Origin of the sequence: Francisella halioticida (assembly GCF_002211785.1) — a bacterium.
Classification (GTDB): domain Bacteria; phylum Pseudomonadota; class Gammaproteobacteria; order Francisellales; family Francisellaceae; genus Francisella; species Francisella halioticida.
In genome coordinates this window covers 995530-1012421 of sequence record NZ_CP022132.1, presented here as the reverse complement: position 1 = coordinate 1012421, position 16892 = coordinate 995530, and the positions used below count along the sequence as shown (strand labels likewise).

Sequence of the window (16892 nt, the reverse complement as noted above, 5' to 3'; positions counted from 1 at the left end):
TTTACTAAGTTCTTTGAAATCATTCTTATAATAGTGCTTTCTTTTTAAAACTAAAGATTTTCTTTTAACCTTATAAACAATATAAAGAGAAATTAAAAGATATTTGATAATTTCAATATATAAAAATATAATAGTTAATATCTAGAGAGTTAATAAACATATAGTATAAATAAGCCATTAACATTATATAAATAGTTATTACAAATAAAAGCACTGTTATTTTTATTAGTTTAACAATACCAGGCTTTCTTATAATAGGCAATATAACCTATTTTTCCTTACCTAATTTAATAAGATCTAATAAAAACAATGAATTAATCTCATTATCAGTAAGAAAATTAATAAGATAAATACGTACAAAGATTTTTCGAATATCAGCGATATCAAATAAAAGTTTATATTTATAAGCTTTTATTTTTTTGACTGAACTTGGATTATTTTTATTTGAGCAATACTCAAATGTAACTTCAAGCTCATCATATCTATATTTATTAAAGCTATGTCTATCAAATCTTTCTTTAAAATAAGTCGATTTCAAAGCAATGGCAATAATTAGCGGTATTACTGCTGCTATTAATGTTACAAACATACTTATCATTTTTATTTAATAACTGAAATTCCACCCATATAATTTACAAGCGCCTCAGGAACCATAATAGAACCATCCTCTTGCTGATAATTTTCAATAACAGCTAATAAGGTCCTACCAACAGCTAAACCAGAGCCATTTAAAGTATGAACTAATTTGGGTTTTTTCATTGATGAATCTTTGTATCTAGCTTTCATTCTACGAGCTTGAAAATCACCACACCAACTACAAGAAGATATTTCTCTATAAGTATTTTGAGATGGTAACCAAACTTCTAAATCGTAAGTTTTCTTAGCACTAAAGCCCATATCACCAGTACACAACTTCATTACTCTATAAGGTAGATCTAGCTTTTGTAGAACTTTTTCAGCATGAGAAGTTAACAGTTCTAAGGATTCTTCACCTTTTTCTGGAATTGTTATATGAACTAGCTCAACTTTCTCAAACTGATGTTGTCGAATCATTCCTTTAGTATCTCTACCATAAGATCCTGCTTCACTTCTAAAACAAGGAGTATGAGCTGTATAATATTTTGGCAAAGATTCAGTATCTAATACTTCATCTCTAACTAAGTTTGTAACAGGAACTTCAGCTGTAGGTATCAAGCTATATTCAAAATCTCCTTCTAATTTAAAAAGATCCTCGGAGAATTTTGGTAACTGGCCTGTACCATACAAACTTTCATTATTCACCATATATGGTACATAAACTTCTTCATAGCCATGTTTCTCAGTATGCATATCAAGCATGAATTGAGCTAAAGCACGATGTAACTTAGCTATCTTGCTTTTTAAGACGACAAAACGACTACCTGTAATCTTTGCCCCCGCCTTAAAATCTATCATTTTAAGCATTTCACCAATATCAGCATGATCTTTTGCCTTAGCTTCAGGATGAAATTCACGTGGAGTTCCCCATCTTCTTACCTCTACATTCTCATCCTCATTCTTACCTACAGGTACATCGTCAGCCGGAATGTTTGACATACTTAATAAAACTTGATTAATATCCTCAAGCAGTATTTTTAAATCTTTTTCAACTATTTTGAGTTCTTCATTTATCTCATTAACTTTGGTAAAAACATCACTAGCATCTTCACCTTTTGCTTTTCTCTTACCAATCTCCTTTGAGATAGTATTTCTATCGGCTTGAAGTTCTTGGGTTCTTTCTTGTAACCGCTTTCTTTTCGCTTCTTTTGCCTCAAACTCTGAAACATCAAGTCTATAACCTCTTGTTGCGAGTTTCTCAGCTACCTCTTGTAAATTATCTTTAATATGTTTTGCATCAAGCATTTTGCATAAAATCCTTATTTTTCAAATTTAAAAATAGTTTTACCTGTCATTTCTTTAGGTTGAGGTATGTCCATTACATTGAGTATCGTTGGTGCAATATCAGAAAGTTTGCCATCTTTTATAGCTACTTCTGCTTCCTTATGACCTACATATACAAAAGGTACAAGGTTTGTTGTATGAGCAGTATAAGGCTTTTGAGTTTCTGGATTTAGCATCATATCTGCGTTACCATGATCAGCTGTGATAAACATATTACCATTATGCTCAAGTACTATATCTTTTAACTTGGCTAAGCACTGATCAAGATACTCTATTGCACGCATAGCGGCTTCATAATTTCCAGTATGCCCAACCATATCAGAGTTAGCATAATTACATATTATACAATCATATTTACTATTTTTTACAGCTTCAACCAAATTATCTGTAATTTCTGGTGCCGACATTTCTGGTTGTAAATCATATGTAGCTACTTTTGGAGATGGAATCAGAATTCTATCTTCACCTTCAAACTGATCTTCTTTACCACCGTTAAAAAAGAAAGTTACATGAGGATATTTTTCTGTTTCTGCTATTCTTAGCTGCGTTTTGTGATTTTTCATCAACACTTCACCAAGAGTATTAACTGGTTGATCTGGAAGAAATGCTACAGCACACTCAAGTTTAGAATCATATTCTGTAAGTGTTGTAAAATTAATATTTAAATATTTTGATCTTGGAAAATCATCAAAAGTCTTATCTACAAAAGCATGACTGATTTCTCTAGCTCTATCAGCTCTAAAATTCATAAAGATAACACTATCATTATCCTGAACTTTCACTAATTTATCGTCTTTTTTGATACAAGTAGGTATTACAAATTCATCAGATTGCTCACGAGCATACGATTGCTCTAATGCTTCTAAAGCATTGTTATATATAAATTCAGCTTTTGCATTTGCTATAGCATTATATGCTTTTTCTACTCTATCCCAACGATTATCTCGATCCATAGCGTAGTATCGTCCAGAAACACTAGCGATATATCCTAAATTTAAATCTTGCAATAGTTTATCGGCTTTTTTAATTGAGTCTTCTGCAGATCTAGGAGGTGTATCTCTACCATCTAAAAATGCATGTAAATATACCCTCTTCACACCTTTTTGCTTGGCAATTTTTATTATCTCAAATATATGCTCTTCATGAGAATGAACTCCTCCTGGAGAAAGTAACCCTATCAAATGCAAACTTGAGTCATTTTGTTTAACATTATCAATTGCCTGACAAATTACCTGATTTTCACCAAAAGTTTTATCTTCTATAGCTTTATCAATTTTTGTAAGCTCTTGATAAACAACTCTACCAGAACCTATATTTACATGCCCAACCTCAGAGTTCCCCATTTGCCCTCTAGGAAGACCTACTGATAAACTAGAGGCATCAATAAGTGTTTTGGGGAATTCTTGCCATATATTATCCCAAGTTGGAGTATTTGCATTTCTAATAGCATTGAAATAATCGCTCTCGCTATAGCCCCAGCCATCAAGAATTACGAGTAGAGTGGTTTGTTTCATAATTATCCTCAAAAAGTTTTAACTTTTGAAATCATTTTTATATACAGAGCTAATTATAACTTTATATTTAAAGTTTGTCTGCTTTGATATGAAAGTTTATGATATTTTTTTTTCAAGGACATACCTATAAAAAAATTAGAAAAAAATAAGGTTCTATATGTTTATGCTAAGACTTCTTCAATACTATTTAATCTTCGAATTTCTACTTGCTGATTGGGTATTATAATAGCTATAACCAACCCTATCACAGCAACTACTAGAAGAAGCAAACACAAGCCCACTGTTGGAGATAACCATCCCATAACAATAGTAGCTATCATTGGCGCAAAGCCTGATAAAGATGCTCCAAAACCAAAGCCTATAGAGCATCCTGTCGCACGGACTCTTGGCGGAAAGATTTCTGTATAATACGGTGTTTGATACTCCTTGGATTATAGAAGTCAGAGCGGCCATAGCTATAATCATGGCGGTAACCAATGCAACACTCTTAAATTGCATAAACATAACCATGGGCACACATAGTACCAATAATATTATATAACTAGCAATATGCGTTTTCTTACGCCCTATAATATCAGACAAGTATCCAGCCAAAGGCATAACAACACACATAATAACTATACTAATAGTATTTATCGCTAATGCTGTAGAGAGACTAAGGTTAAGCTCAGTCTCCATATAAGTTACCATATATGTTATGTCTAAGTAGTAAAGCACCATTGCCGTAGTTGATAGACAAATAATTAATGTTAAACGCCATGGATAATGTGTAAGTAACTGACGAATAGGTTCAACTTTAAAATTATTTTCAGTATTTTTCACTTTCTCATTCTCTTTTATAAAAAAATGAATCAATAGCAAGAAAAATCCCAAAGCAAAAGGAACACGCCAAGCATAATATTGCCAAGCCCCTGGCAAAAAGTTTAATGTTAAATAGCTAATACCAGATGCCAATAAAAATCCTACGACTGATGTTGCATATGCTACAGCTAAATTGAACCCTCTATATGATTGTTTTTCTTGCTCTGCTGTTAGAACCATTAAATTCCCAAACTGACCTCCAGCAGATAATCCTTGCAATACTCTCACTAGAACTAATAATACTGGTGCCCAATCCCTATGCTATTGTAGCCTGGTAAAAAAGCCATCATAATTGTTGGTATTGCCATAAAAATAATTGCAATATTCATCGCGTAGTGGCGACCTAATTTATCCCCTATTCTACCAAAAAATATTGAGCCAATAGGTCTTGCGACAAATCCTGCAGCAAATGCACCAAAAGTTGCAATTAAAGCAATCTAAGCATCTGTTTTTGGAAAAAATTGAGCTGCAATGATTGTTGAAAAATACCCGTATAAAGAGAAATCATACCATTCAATGATATTACCAAAAGAGTTTTTTAATGTACGAATAATTCGCTCAATCATAATAAAAGTTTTATACTCCTAATTCATATTATTTTAAAAAATTATCGTTTTATGATAACTAATAAGTGCTGTAAATTCAAACTACTGATTTTTAAAAATCTTCTACTTTAAGTTTATCATTTATGTGATCAAAGTTTTCTTATATAATATTTAGCAGCTTTATTATTACTTATATCAATTTCTATGAAAGAACCTATAAAAGAAAATAAATTACCAACGCTCAATCAGGGAAATACTCTAAATGTTTTAATAGATACTTTTTCTAAAGAATTAGCAAGAATAAAGTTTGAAGGAGACATTCATTCTGACTATGCGTCAAGAGTATCATCCTCTATGGACAATAGCATATATTTTGTTGTTCCTGAATTAGTAGTTTTCCCAAAAAATAAGAATGATGTTAATAGAGTTTTTGCTCTGGCAAGTAAAAAAGAATATCAAGAAATAAAATTCTCACCTCGTGGAGGAGGCACAGGCACATCAGGACACTCTTTATGTGCTGGAGTTATAATAGATTCAAGTCGCTACATGAATAATATTTTAGAGATAGATATTGAGAAAAAGTTTGTTAAAGTAGAACCTGGGGTTGTTTTGGATCAACTAAATAATGCTTTGGTAGATAGTGAATATTTTTTTGCTCCTAATCTATCACCTAGTAATAGAGCAACATTGGGAGGTATGGTAAATACTGATGCTTGCGGTAAAGGCTCAAGAATATATGGTCGAACTAGTCAACACATTCTAGAACTAGAATGTACACTTGTCAATGGACAGAAACTCATCACAAAAAAAATCAATTTAAAAGATATACAAAAAAATAACTTAAATGAAATTGAAAAAAACATCTATACAACTATCGTTGAGCAAATCGTAGATAAATATAACCTAATTGAAGAAAAATTACCTAAGCTAAGTAGATTCCTAACTGGCTATAATTTAGCAAAAACTTATGATAAAAACGCTAATGCTATTAACCTTAGCTCTTTAGTTTCTGGATCAGAAGGAACTCTTGCATTTGTTACAGAAATGACGCTTAAACTTACTAAAAAACCAAAATACAAAGCTTTATTTAGCATCTCATATGATAGTTTTAATAAAGCTCTAAAAGCTGCCAGAGATTTGCTACCATCAGACCCATCTGCCATAGAGACTATTGATAATAAGATCATCGAAATAGCAAAAAATGATGAAGTCTACCACAAGATAAAACACATGCTTGAAAAAAATACCTCTATGAACCTAGCAGCCGTAAATCTTGTAGAGTTTATTGCTGATTCTCAACATGAGTTAGATGCTAAAACTGCAAAGCTAGAAAGAACTTTATTAGACACACAGACTACCTTTCATCTAACGGAAAGTCCAACTGAGATGGATAGTCTATGGGAGCTACGTAAAAAAGGTGTAGGACTGCTTGGTGCAATGAAAGGTGATCGTAAACCAATCCCATTTATAGAAGATACTGCTGTAGCCCCTGAAAAACTAGCAGACTATATAACAGAACTAACAAAGCTACTAGATTCTTATGGTGTAAAATATGGTATGTTTGGTCATGTTGATGTCGGTTGTCTTCATGTACGTCCTGCTTTAGATATGAGCTCTCCTGAAGACTATAAAAAAGTTGCAAAAATTACAAAAAAAGTTAGTGATCTTGTAAAAAAATATGGCGGCATTTTATGTGCTGAGCATGGTCATGGTCATAGAAGTGAGCATCTAAAAGATTATTTTGGTGAAGAGCTTTATGAATCTTTAGGTCATATTAAGAAAGCTTTTGATCCTTATAATCAACTTAACCCAGGAAAGATAACTGTACCTAATGGTAGTAAAGATCAACTGGTAAAAGTTGATGGTCCCTTTAGAGGATATTCAGATGAACAGGTTCCAAAAGAAATGCGTCAACAGTTTTCTGGTGCGTACAATTGTAATGGTAACTCTCAATGCTTAAATTACAATCTAGATGCTGTTATCTGTCCTTCTGCTAAAGCAAGCAGAAACTGGCTATATTCACCTAAAGGAAGAGCTGCTGTTTTACGTGAATGGCTAAATCAGTTAGCTGCAAAAGGCTACTCTACTGTTGATAAAGATGAAAGCTTTGGTTATACAAAAGCTGAAGATTCTATTAATGATTTCTCACACCAGGTTTATGACTCTTTAGATAAATGCTTAGGTTGCAAAGCTTGCATTACAGCATGCCCTATAAAAGTTGATATTCCTACTATGAAATCACAGTTTCTAGCAAATTATCACTCAAAATATAAAAGACCTTCTCTAGACTACTTTATCAAACATAGTGAATCAGTTTTGAAGATAAACTTATATATGCCGAAAATCTTCAATGATATCTTTAACACACAATTTGTTAGGTCTGGCTTAGCAAATACTATTGGATTTGCTGATACCCCTTTAATAAGCTCTTTAAATTTAAGGTCCGAACTAAAACAAAGAAATGCTCCTGAGTTTAATATCAAAAAGTTAGAAAGCTTAACAATTGAACAAAGAAAGAAAACTGTCTGTATTGTCCAAGACATTTTCACATCATTATATGACACCCATATAGTACTAACTTTATATGATTTTTTAACAACTTTAGGATTTAAAGTTTATTTTGCCCCATTCAAAGTAAATGGTAAACCATCCCATGTTAAAGGTTTCTTAAAATACTTTAAGAAACAAGCTTTAAAAGCAACTAAACTTTATAATGAAATAGCTAAAACTAAAGTCGATATGATTGGTATTGACCCAGCTATGACTCTGGTATATCGTGATGAATATCGTAAAGTTTGTGGTGATCAAATAAGATTTAAAATAAGAATGTTTCAAGAATGGCTAGTTACAAAACTAGATTACCTCCCGAAAATGAATAATATGATAGATAATGAATTTAATTTATTTAATCATTGTACAGAAAAGTCCCTATCTGCGGATACAGCAACTCATTGGCAAGAAATATTCACTCACTTTGGCATAAAAACAAAAATTGCTAAGGTTGGCTGCTGTGGCATGTCTGGAAGCTTTGGCCATGAAACTAAGCATATAGATGACTCAAAACATATCTATAATTTAAGCTGGAAAGATAAAATAAAACAGGTCGGAATTAGAAACTCTATAGCAACAGGATTTTCTTGTAGATGCCAAGTTAAACGTATCGAAGGACACACAATTAAACATCCTATAGAAATTTTAGAATTAAATCGAAAAAAACAGCAAAAAGTATTGACACAAAAAATAGGATAAGTATAATAATCAACATTCATCGGGTTGTTAGCTCAGTCGGTAGAGCAGTTGGCTTTTAACCAATTGGTCACAGGTTCGAATCCTGTACAACCCACCATTTAATTCCACTCTTTTTCAATCCTAAATTTTGTAGAAAAATAGTTGATTAGAGCTTATCATTTTCACTTATAAATAATCTTTGCAAATTTTAATAAATAAAATCATAATTGAAGTATTAGCGCTTATATATTTATATAAAATGTCAAAAGAACAAAAAAAAGTTTTTTATAGTTTAATAATAGGAGTAATACTCTCTATTTTTATTATATTTGTTGGTTCAATTTGTGATTTTTTTCATCTTAAAAATACAGCCGATAAAATTTCAATTGCATTTAAAGTTTTGATTATCCCAGGAGTATTTTTAGTAATTGCTGTAGCTAGGCTTGCTAAATATCGGTTTTTTAGTGACCAAGATATAAATGGTAGTGGTTTAACAAACGGCTCTGAGAAAGCTAAGATTCTACAGGCTTTGATACAAAATACTCTAGAGCAACTTTGTATAGCTTTTATAGCATATACATCATGGGTAGCAATTATGCCACTGACTAGTTTGTCAACTATAGTCCTTGCAGCAATCACTTTTGCAATAGGAAGGAGCTTGTTTTTCTTGACTTATCATAAAGGAGCTGGTGCTAGAGCTTTAGGTTTTACTCTAACATTTTATCCTTCAGTAATAATGATAATCACAGTTATAGTTTATATGCTTATATAAATTAATGGTAAATATACAAAGATTTTAAATTGTTATTTAAGAAAAGAATAAGAATAAAAAGCAATCTAGCTAATTACTAATTAGCTATAGCAATTGCTTTTATTTTAACACGAACATTTTTTGGTAACCGAGTAACCTCAACACATGAACAAGCAGAAAAATTAGATCCAACCTAGGTTAAAAGATATGAATTCTAAATTAAAAATGGTACTACATCCGGACAATAAAGCCTAAGTAACTGATAAGTTATAGTGATTTAGATATACTAAGATTTTTTAACAAAAACTACTAAAGCTAATAAAACTATAATTAAGGCTGCAATTTTATATATAGTAACTTCTTCTCTAAGGAAATAGATAGCAAGAAAAAATGAAGAAACTGGCATGAGGTTAAGCGCCATATTACAGCCCTCAACTCCTACATTCTTCATAGCATAAATATAAATAATATAACTTATTCCTGAGACCCCTGCTCCTAGTACAAGAATACAAAAAATATTAACAGGTGAGTAAAATGCCGTTAAAGCAGAACTAAAGTCTTGACCAGTTAATGCTAGTATCAATGTAAAAAAAATAGCTGCAGATAAATCTTGTTGAAACATAGTTGTCACAGAGCCGTACTTTTTTGCAAGCTTTGCTCTTGCATGAGCTGTACTAGCAAAGCATAAAACACTTATAAAACAAAATAAATAGCCAATACTAGAACCTGTGATCTTATCACTTGGATTAAGAGTGAGAATAGCAACACCAACAAAGGCTCCAATAACAGCAAAAATTTGAATGAGTTTAAAACGACTATTAAAGAAAACACTCCCTATAATTAAAATAACCATAGGTATCAAACCTTGTATAATTCCATTTTCTGCTGCAGATATCCATTTAAGAGATAAAAATGAAAAAAAACTAAAAGCTCCTTGACCTACCACGCCACATATAACCGTCCATAAGAAATCTTTTTTATTATCAATTAACCTGTTGACACCATAATCTCTTATTTCAACTTTCTTATATCCTATTCTAAGAAGCGTGAAGAGTGTTATAATAGAAACAATATATCTTAGCCATACAAGTACTATTGAATTCATTGATTTAAGTAAAGGAATACCTGCAATCCAAGGAGCACCCCAAAGTAAACCTATAAAAACGGCTGCTGTCCACCCCAACAATATATGTCTTTTATGTTGCATTATAATTTACTACTCCTTTTAGCTATTTAATAATTTTCCATATCCAGGGCATTTTGCTTTAACATTGACAAGATTAAGGCAATGCCAATACATTACTGAATTACTTGTAATTACAGGAATATCAAATAGTCCCTCTATTTCCTTTATATAATCAAGGATACGAAGGTTTGTACATGGTATAAAAACTATATCTGCTTCTGATTGTGGTAGTATCTTTTTGAGTGATTGTATTACAGATAATTTTGAAACTTTTGTGATATCAGTATCTTTTTTAATGCCAAGAGACCCTAAAATAGCAATTTCAAAATCTGCAGCTATAAGCTGTTGATAGAGATTAAAGTTAACTTCTATTGGATAAGGAGATAGTACCGCTATTTTTTTTGCTTTAAAATAGTTAAATGCTGCTTTAACAGCAGTCCACGGATTAGTTGCAGGAATATTATTTCTATTTTTTGTAAGCAGATAAGCAATTTTGCTTTCTCCAATTATAATACTAGCTGAAGTACATCCAAAAGCCATAACATCCATAGTTAAGCCGCTAGCTATCAAATTAGAAGATGTCTCTATTTCTTTAGAAATATCATCCAGATCTTTGACAGTTAAGTGGCTACTATAAAAAACACGCGTACTAAAAACCATCGCTTGGCTATTTATTAGCTTTGCCCAATCTGTTTCAAGTGTATGGTCTGTACTAAGTTGTACTAATCCTATATGAACTTTATTTGGTCGTGATTGCACATCATAGTTTAAATTAATCTGATTTTTTTCAAAATCCTTAATATTATCTGTCACTTTCATATTAAATCTCCATCTGTTTTAAATGATGCAGATTTCTTCAGAAGCTCTACGACTTATCCACTTAGCGCCATCTGATGTTATAACTATATTTTCTTCATGGACCATTGCTTTACCAGGTGAGTAAACCATCCCAGGCTCTAAAGTTATAACCATACCTTCTTTTAAAATATTGTTATCGGTAGCTGTATGTGAAGGCCATTCGGTCAACTCTTTACCGAGCCCATGACCAAGCCTACCAACGTTATTACCTAACGCACCACCTTTTTTCATAACACCCCACATTGCATTATAAATGTCTGTAGTAGTAGCCCCAGGTTTTGCAGCATTAAATCCAGCTTCAGTTGCTTCAAATACACACCTATAAGCACTCTTTGTCTCTTCATCAGCATAACCAAAAGCAAAATTCCTATCAAAATCAGAATAATAACCATCGAACATAGCACCAGTATCTATAATAAGAACACTACCTTCTTCTATAATCTTATCCGTAGGTCCCATAATAATACTATCATACCCCCCAACACCAGAACCTGCTATTAGATATGGAACACTATCAGCACCTTCTAGAATCATATTCACTCTCATTTGGCGACATATATCTCGCTCTGTTTGGCCAACTTTAGCATGCAAGGGTAACTTATCAAATCCATGATTTGCAATTTGACAAGCTTTTTGAATTTTTTCAATTTCTAAAAATGATTTTATTGATCTAAGCTTATGTATTTCTAGTGAACAATCTTGAAATTTACGATTATTTTTTTCAGACAACTTTCTAAAATTATTAAATGGCATCCTAATGGTAGACTCTAAACCTAATAAAGCACCTATATTTCCATATCTAAGAGGTATCTTATTTATGCATTCACTTAGTAAAGATATTCCATCATCTTCTGGACATGGAGACGACCATGTGTATACCTTGTCAACCCAAGTTTCTTGTATTCCTGATAAACCTATTTCTGGAATGACTGCTATTGGTTTTCCATCTAGCGGTATTAATAAAAACCAAGGTCTAGTAGGACTTCTCCAAAATTGTGTGTCAAAACCAGTAAAGTAGCTAAAATTAGCTTCATTTGTGAATAAAACAATATCTAATAGAGATTCATGCATATGCTTTTGTAGCTTCTCAACTCTTTGTTCGAATTCTTTTGTAGGAAAGTTTCTTTGTAACATATCTATACCTCTTACTTTGTTTCATAACCTGTAAGTTTTTTATATAAAATAGGATCTGTAGCTCCTTCTGTACCAATAAGTAATATTTTACTATTAGAATCAATACCGAGCTCTACTAACATCTGTTTTCTATTATTAGCACCCATAAGTGCAGATACTCCAGGAACTGCAGATTCTCCAGCTTGAATATCATATTCATCAGCCATGTACTTCATCGCTGGAGCAATACTGTCCTCCGATATAGTTATAAACTTATCTGTTGCTAATTTAATAATTTCCCATGCCAATAACGAAACCTCTCCACATGCTAATCCAGCCATTAATGTTTCAAGCTCACCTTTAACTACTGTTGGTTCACCATTTATTGAGCTTAACTGTAAACAGTTAGCTTTTTCTGGTTCAATCATAATCAATTTTGGACAATTGCTACCCCATAATTGCCAAAAATAACCGCATACTGCAGATGCAAGTCCTCCAACACCTCCTTGCATTAAGATATGTGTCGGTACTTGTCTATCCAATTGTTCTACAATTTCAGCAAGCATAACACAATACCCTAAAGCTACATCTTTAGGGATATCCATATAGCCAGGGTAACTAGTATCAGAAACAATAATTCTATTATATTTTATTGCATCTTCAGCTGCCATTCTCACAGAATCATCGTAATTGCCCGTTATACGTATAACTTCTGCCCCATAACTGGCAATAGATTCTTCTCTACTTTTAGATACATTAGCATGTAGATATATTACACACTTACAATCAAACAACTGAGCGCCCCATGCTACACTACGACCATGGTTACCATCTGTAGCACAACTAACGGAAATATTTTTTATTTTATCTTTATACTTACCTGACAATAAGTCTTTCATTGAAACTTCTACAGCTTCTTCTTTTTCTAAATAATTGATTATCTGTTTAACTACAGCATATGCTCCACCTAGCGCTTTAAAACTACCCAAACCAAACCTTGTTGATTCATCTTTATACCATATTTTTTTCACACCCACTTCTTGAGCTAAGTTATCTAAGTTAAATAACTTAGTTTTATCATATTTAGGCCATTGTTTAATATCATCAGCTACTTTTTTAGCACTATTGATATTTAAAATAGCTTTTAAATTATCTGGATACACTCCCATATCTTTTTGTTTAATAGAGTTTGTAAAACATGACGTTATAATATCTTTCATAAATTATTCCTTCTCTTTGCTTTTTAGAGTTTGTTTTACCAAATTTATCCAATAGCTTGCCCCAGTTTCAATAATCTCATCATTAAAATCATACTGAGAATTATGTAACATTTTACAATGATTTCCCCAGGTTCCATTACCTATGAAAATATAAGCTCCTGGTTTAACTCTAGTCATACTTGAAAAGTCTTCAGATACTGTTAGAGCATCACAGTTTGGTTCAACCCTATCACTTCCTACCGTTGCTATAGCTGACTTTACAGCATTTATTGTTGCCTGCTCACTATTTACTGTGGGATAAAAATCTTTTGAATAGTTATATTTAAGTTTAGCGTTATGAGCAATACATATACCATTAGCTATCTCTTTAATTCTTTTACCTATCAGCTCTTGTACAGATTCAGAAAAAGTCCTACAGTCACCAGTAATTACAGCCTTACTCGCTATAACATTAGTGGTGCCATCTGTTTCAAAATTTGTGACAGAGACTACAGTAGGCTCTCTTGAATCGGTATTTCTTGAGACAATAGTTTGTAATGCCATAATAATCTCTGAGCCAATAACAATAGGATCAACACTCGCAGCAGGTTGTGATGAATGCCCGCCCTCTCCAATGATCTCAATTCTAAAAGATGACTCAGATGCCATTATTGATCCTGATTTAATTGCAAAATTACCTGCAGGCTTACCTGGAATATTATGCATTCCATACACATTATCTGCAGGAAACCTTTCAAATAAACCATCATCTATCATTGCCTGCGCACCTGTCCCTCTTTCCTCATCCGGCTGAAATATAAAATGTACGGTTCCATCAAAATCTGGATCCTTAACTAACTCTTTTGCTGCTACAAGCAGCATAGTAGTATGACCATCATGTCCACATGCATGCATAGCTCCATTATGCTTTGATTTATATATAAAAGCATTCTCTTCCTGAATAGGAATCGCGTCCATATCTGCTCTTAAAGCAATACTTCTATTAGATGTCCCATTTTTAAGTGATGCAACAATTCCTGATATGCCTATATTCTCGTATACTTCTAAACCAAAAGATTTTAATAATTTAGCAACTTTAGCAGACGTTATATGTAAATCAGTTCCAATCTCAGGATATTTATGTAAATCCTGGCGCCATAAAGAATATTTCTTTTGCATTTATAAAGCCTCTGTTATTCAAAATTTAAAAAGTTCCTAATCTTTTATATTCTTCTTTCCTATTGAGAAAATCAAGAACTATTCATAGCAGATACTTATATCCAATCTAAGCATATTTTGTAGTAACTTGAAAAATTAATTCTTGTCAACATAATCTATTAAGTATACACCGCGAAAATCTAAATATAGGAGTTATATCAAAGTATTTTTGAATAAATTTAGAGCTTTGAACTATAGATAATAGTTAAAATATAAAAGACTAAAATTATAAATAAAGGTAAGAATAGAAAATTGTATTTTATGTATATAGCTAATAATAATGGCTCTTTAAAAATTGATTCTACGATCAAACTGTAGAATAGCATTTCATATATTTAAATAAACTAACTATAAATATAAATTTATTAGTTTTACGTTGAAAAAAATAATATGGGATTGATAGTTAATTAGCTATTGCAATTGCTTCTATTTCAACACGTACATCTTTAGGAAGCCTAGCAATCTCGACACATGAACGGGCAGGAAAATTACCATTAAAAAAAGAACCATAGATCTCATCAATAACTTTAAATTCTGCCATATCTTTGATAAAGATAGTTGCTTTAATAACTTTATCTAGGCCTGAACCAGCTGCTTCTAATACAGCTTTTAAGTTTTGCATAACTTGCGTTGTTTGCTCTTTTATACACTCACCTGACATACTACCATCTGGCTTTAAACCAATCTGACCAGAAGTATAAACAAAAGCACCCACCTTTATAGCTTGCTCATATGAGCCTATTGCTTGGGGAGCATTTACTGTATTGATTTTTGTTTTTTCCATTTTATATATTCCTCGCTACTTTATATGTTGGATCAACTTCTTCAAAAATACAGTATGGGCCTGCATTTTTTAATATTTCACGACAATCTTCACTTAAATGTCGTAAAGTAACTTTTTTGCCTAAATCTAAATATTTTTTGGTTACAGTATCTATAGCTTCAGTCCCTGATACATCCATAACTCTAGAATTTGCAAAATCTAAGACAATATTATCAGGATCATGCTGTATATCAAACAAACTTAGGAATGAAGTTGTTGAACCAAAGAATAAAGGACCAAAAAATTCATACACCTTTGTACTATCTTCTTCACGATGAGTTCTACTTCTTACTTGGGAATTTTTCCAGGCAAATACTAATGCTGAGACAATCACACCAAAAATCACAGCTACAGCTAAGTCAGCATAAACTGTAATAACTGTTACAATGACCAATACAAGCTTATCAGAATTTGGCATATATCTAAGTCTATTGGTACTCTCCCAAGCAAAAGTATTTACACAAACCATAAACATAATACCTACTAATACTGCTAGAGGTATCAATGATATCCAATGAGATAGCACAACTACAAAACTGATCAGCAAAAGTGCCGCTGTTAATGATGATAAACGCCCTCTACCACCATTTGTAAAATTAATTATAGATTGACCAATCATTACACAGCCAGCCATACTACCAAAGAACCCACAAGTAATATTACCGACACCTTGTGCTACACATTCTTGATTTCCACTGCCTCTTTTACCATCCATTTCATCTAAAACTGATAATGTAAGTAAAGACTCTATAAGACCAACTAATGCAACTAATACAGAATATGGTAATACAATCCAGAAAGATGCCCATGTCAAATGAAAATCAGGAATGGCAAAAGTTGGAAAGCCTCCTGAAATATCTTGATATTGGCCAATATTCTCAACTGGCAATTTAAATGCTATAGCAACAATTGTTACAAATATGATAGCTACAAGACCAGATGGAACTTTATCAGTGATTTTAGGAACAAAATATACAATCCCCATAGTAACAATCACTAGTACATACATATATATATTAGCCCCTTCAAAAAACCTTAACTGTGCCATAGCAATAACAATGGCTAAACCATTAACAAAGCCATACATTGCAGGTTGAGGAACTAACCTAATAAACTTACCTAATTTAAACAAGCCTATGAGTATTTGCCATACTCCAGCCATAATAGTACATAACAAAATATACTGCAAAATATACATACTTGTTTGCTCTTTAGTCATACTATGCAAAACATCAGCAGGAATAATTGCATGAATATGTATACCTAAAGCAATTAGAACAACAGCAACAGAACCTGTAGCTCCAGAAATCATACCAGGTTTACCTCCTACTAGTGCTGTAATAAAACCAAGTATAAATGCAGTATATAGGCCGACTGTTGGCGAAACTCCCGCCAAAAGAGAAAAGCCTATAGCCTCAGGTACTAGTGCAACAGCAACGACTATACCAGATAGCACATCACTTTTTATGTTCCTACCTATAAAGGTATTTTTATAATCTAACAATTTACTTCCTATAGTTTATTATTTAGCTAAAGTTTAGGGCTATAAAGATATCATAAAAGTAGTTAGTATTTAAGTGGAATAAAATTTCACTTGGATTAGTAATTGTATTTTTGTAAACAAATAGCTGCTACGACAACCATAAAAATTAAAAGTGGCTATATACTTAAAACAT

At 32.2% G+C, this 16892-nt stretch carries 14 protein-coding genes, 1 tRNA gene and 1 pseudogene; 3 read left to right on the top strand and 13 right to left on the bottom strand.

Annotated elements, in window-relative coordinates:
* Positions 1–268: 268 nt before the first annotated feature.
* The 5 genes from CDV26_RS05445 to CDV26_RS13980 all read right to left on the bottom strand — a co-directional run bounded on the left by CDV26_RS05445 (position 269) and on the right by CDV26_RS13980 (position 4654).
* On the bottom strand, positions 269–598 hold the full coding sequence (locus CDV26_RS05445) for a hypothetical protein (RefSeq protein ID WP_088772420.1): 330 nt from the start codon (positions 596–598) through the stop codon (positions 269–271).
* A 2-nt stretch (positions 599–600) separates the two neighbouring features.
* Positions 601–1881, bottom strand: a complete 1281-nt coding sequence (gene serS / locus CDV26_RS05440) for a serine--tRNA ligase (RefSeq protein WP_088772419.1) — start codon at positions 1879–1881, stop codon at positions 601–603.
* A gap of 14 nt (positions 1882–1895) precedes the next feature.
* On the bottom strand, positions 1896–3434 hold the full coding sequence (gpmI, locus tag CDV26_RS05435; RefSeq protein WP_088772418.1) for a 2,3-bisphosphoglycerate-independent phosphoglycerate mutase: 1539 nt from the start codon (positions 3432–3434) through the stop codon (positions 1896–1898).
* Between the two features lie 183 nt (positions 3435–3617).
* The gene (locus tag CDV26_RS05430) at positions 3618–4523 is read right to left on the bottom strand and encodes an MFS transporter (RefSeq protein ID WP_088772417.1); all 906 of its coding nucleotides are present in this window, start codon (positions 4521–4523) and stop codon (positions 3618–3620) included.
* Between the two features lie 5 nt (positions 4524–4528).
* Positions 4529–4654, bottom strand: a complete 126-nt coding sequence (locus CDV26_RS13980; protein WP_420809897.1) for a hypothetical protein — start codon at positions 4652–4654, stop codon at positions 4529–4531.
* Positions 4655–5056: 402 nt separating this feature from the next.
* Here CDV26_RS13980 and CDV26_RS05425 point away from each other — a divergent pair, with 402 nt between their 5' ends.
* From CDV26_RS05425 to CDV26_RS05415, 3 genes are all read left to right on the top strand, one after another.
* Complete coding sequence (locus tag CDV26_RS05425) at positions 5057–8089, top strand: FAD-binding and (Fe-S)-binding domain-containing protein (protein WP_088773459.1); 3033 nt, start codon at positions 5057–5059, stop codon at positions 8087–8089.
* Positions 8090–8110: 21 nt separating this feature from the next.
* A tRNA-Lys gene (locus CDV26_RS05420) sits at positions 8111–8186 on the top strand.
* A 141-nt stretch (positions 8187–8327) separates the two neighbouring features.
* Positions 8328–8840, top strand: a complete 513-nt coding sequence (locus CDV26_RS05415; protein ID WP_088772416.1) for an MAPEG family protein — start codon at positions 8328–8330, stop codon at positions 8838–8840.
* A 76-nt stretch (positions 8841–8916) separates the two neighbouring features.
* Here the strand turns inward: CDV26_RS05415 and CDV26_RS13040 are convergent.
* The 8 genes and pseudogenes from CDV26_RS13040 to CDV26_RS05380 all read right to left on the bottom strand — a co-directional run.
* Positions 8917–9003, bottom strand: a pseudogene (locus CDV26_RS13040) (RidA family protein); the annotation flags it as partial.
* Between the two features lie 102 nt (positions 9004–9105).
* Positions 9106–10026, bottom strand: a complete 921-nt coding sequence (locus CDV26_RS05410) for a DMT family transporter (protein ID WP_088772415.1) — start codon at positions 10024–10026, stop codon at positions 9106–9108.
* Positions 10027–10044: 18 nt separating this feature from the next.
* Complete coding sequence (locus CDV26_RS05405) at positions 10045–10824, bottom strand: maleate cis-trans isomerase family protein (protein WP_088772414.1); 780 nt, start codon at positions 10822–10824, stop codon at positions 10045–10047.
* Positions 10825–10842: 18 nt separating this feature from the next.
* On the bottom strand, positions 10843–11997 hold the full coding sequence (locus tag CDV26_RS05400) for a M24 family metallopeptidase (protein ID WP_088772413.1): 1155 nt from the start codon (positions 11995–11997) through the stop codon (positions 10843–10845).
* Positions 11998–12008: 11 nt separating this feature from the next.
* Positions 12009–13196 carry a diaminopropionate ammonia-lyase gene (locus tag CDV26_RS05395; RefSeq protein ID WP_088772412.1) on the bottom strand — a complete coding sequence of 396 codons (1188 nt, stop codon included), beginning with the start codon at positions 13194–13196 and terminating at the stop codon, positions 12009–12011.
* A gap of 3 nt (positions 13197–13199) precedes the next feature.
* A complete protein-coding gene (locus CDV26_RS05390) occupies positions 13200–14354 on the bottom strand; it encodes a M20 aminoacylase family protein (protein WP_088772411.1) in 1155 nt (384 codons plus the stop codon).
* A gap of 442 nt (positions 14355–14796) precedes the next feature.
* On the bottom strand, positions 14797–15177 hold the full coding sequence (locus CDV26_RS05385; RefSeq protein ID WP_088772410.1) for a RidA family protein: 381 nt from the start codon (positions 15175–15177) through the stop codon (positions 14797–14799).
* A 1-nt stretch (position 15178) separates the two neighbouring features.
* Positions 15179–16720, bottom strand: a complete 1542-nt coding sequence (locus CDV26_RS05380; RefSeq protein WP_088772409.1) for a SulP family inorganic anion transporter — start codon at positions 16718–16720, stop codon at positions 15179–15181.
* Positions 16721–16892 lie beyond the last annotated feature (172 nt).

Excerpts from the sequence above, each read along its gene's own strand:
- CDV26_RS05445 (WP_088772420.1), bottom strand. The coding sequence starts at position 598 with ATGATAAGTATGTTTGTAACATTAATAGCAGCAGTAATACCGCTAATT.
- serS (WP_088772419.1), bottom strand. The coding sequence starts at position 1,881 with ATGCTTGATGCAAAACATATTAAAGATAATTTACAAGAGGTAGCTGAG.
- gpmI (WP_088772418.1), bottom strand. The coding sequence starts at position 3,434 with ATGAAACAAACCACTCTACTCGTAATTCTTGATGGCTGGGGCTATAGC.
- CDV26_RS05415 (WP_088772416.1), top strand. The coding sequence starts at position 8,328 with ATGTCAAAAGAACAAAAAAAAGTTTTTTATAGTTTAATAATAGGAGTA.
- CDV26_RS05410 (WP_088772415.1), bottom strand. The coding sequence starts at position 10,026 with ATGCAACATAAAAGACATATATTGTTGGGGTGGACAGCAGCCGTTTTT.
- CDV26_RS05405 (WP_088772414.1), bottom strand. The coding sequence starts at position 10,824 with ATGAAAGTGACAGATAATATTAAGGATTTTGAAAAAAATCAGATTAAT.
- CDV26_RS05400 (WP_088772413.1), bottom strand. The coding sequence starts at position 11,997 with ATGTTACAAAGAAACTTTCCTACAAAAGAATTCGAACAAAGAGTTGAG.
- CDV26_RS05395 (WP_088772412.1), bottom strand. The coding sequence starts at position 13,196 with ATGAAAGATATTATAACGTCATGTTTTACAAACTCTATTAAACAAAAA.
- CDV26_RS05390 (WP_088772411.1), bottom strand. The coding sequence starts at position 14,354 with ATGCAAAAGAAATATTCTTTATGGCGCCAGGATTTACATAAATATCCT.
- CDV26_RS05385 (WP_088772410.1), bottom strand. The coding sequence starts at position 15,177 with ATGGAAAAAACAAAAATCAATACAGTAAATGCTCCCCAAGCAATAGGC.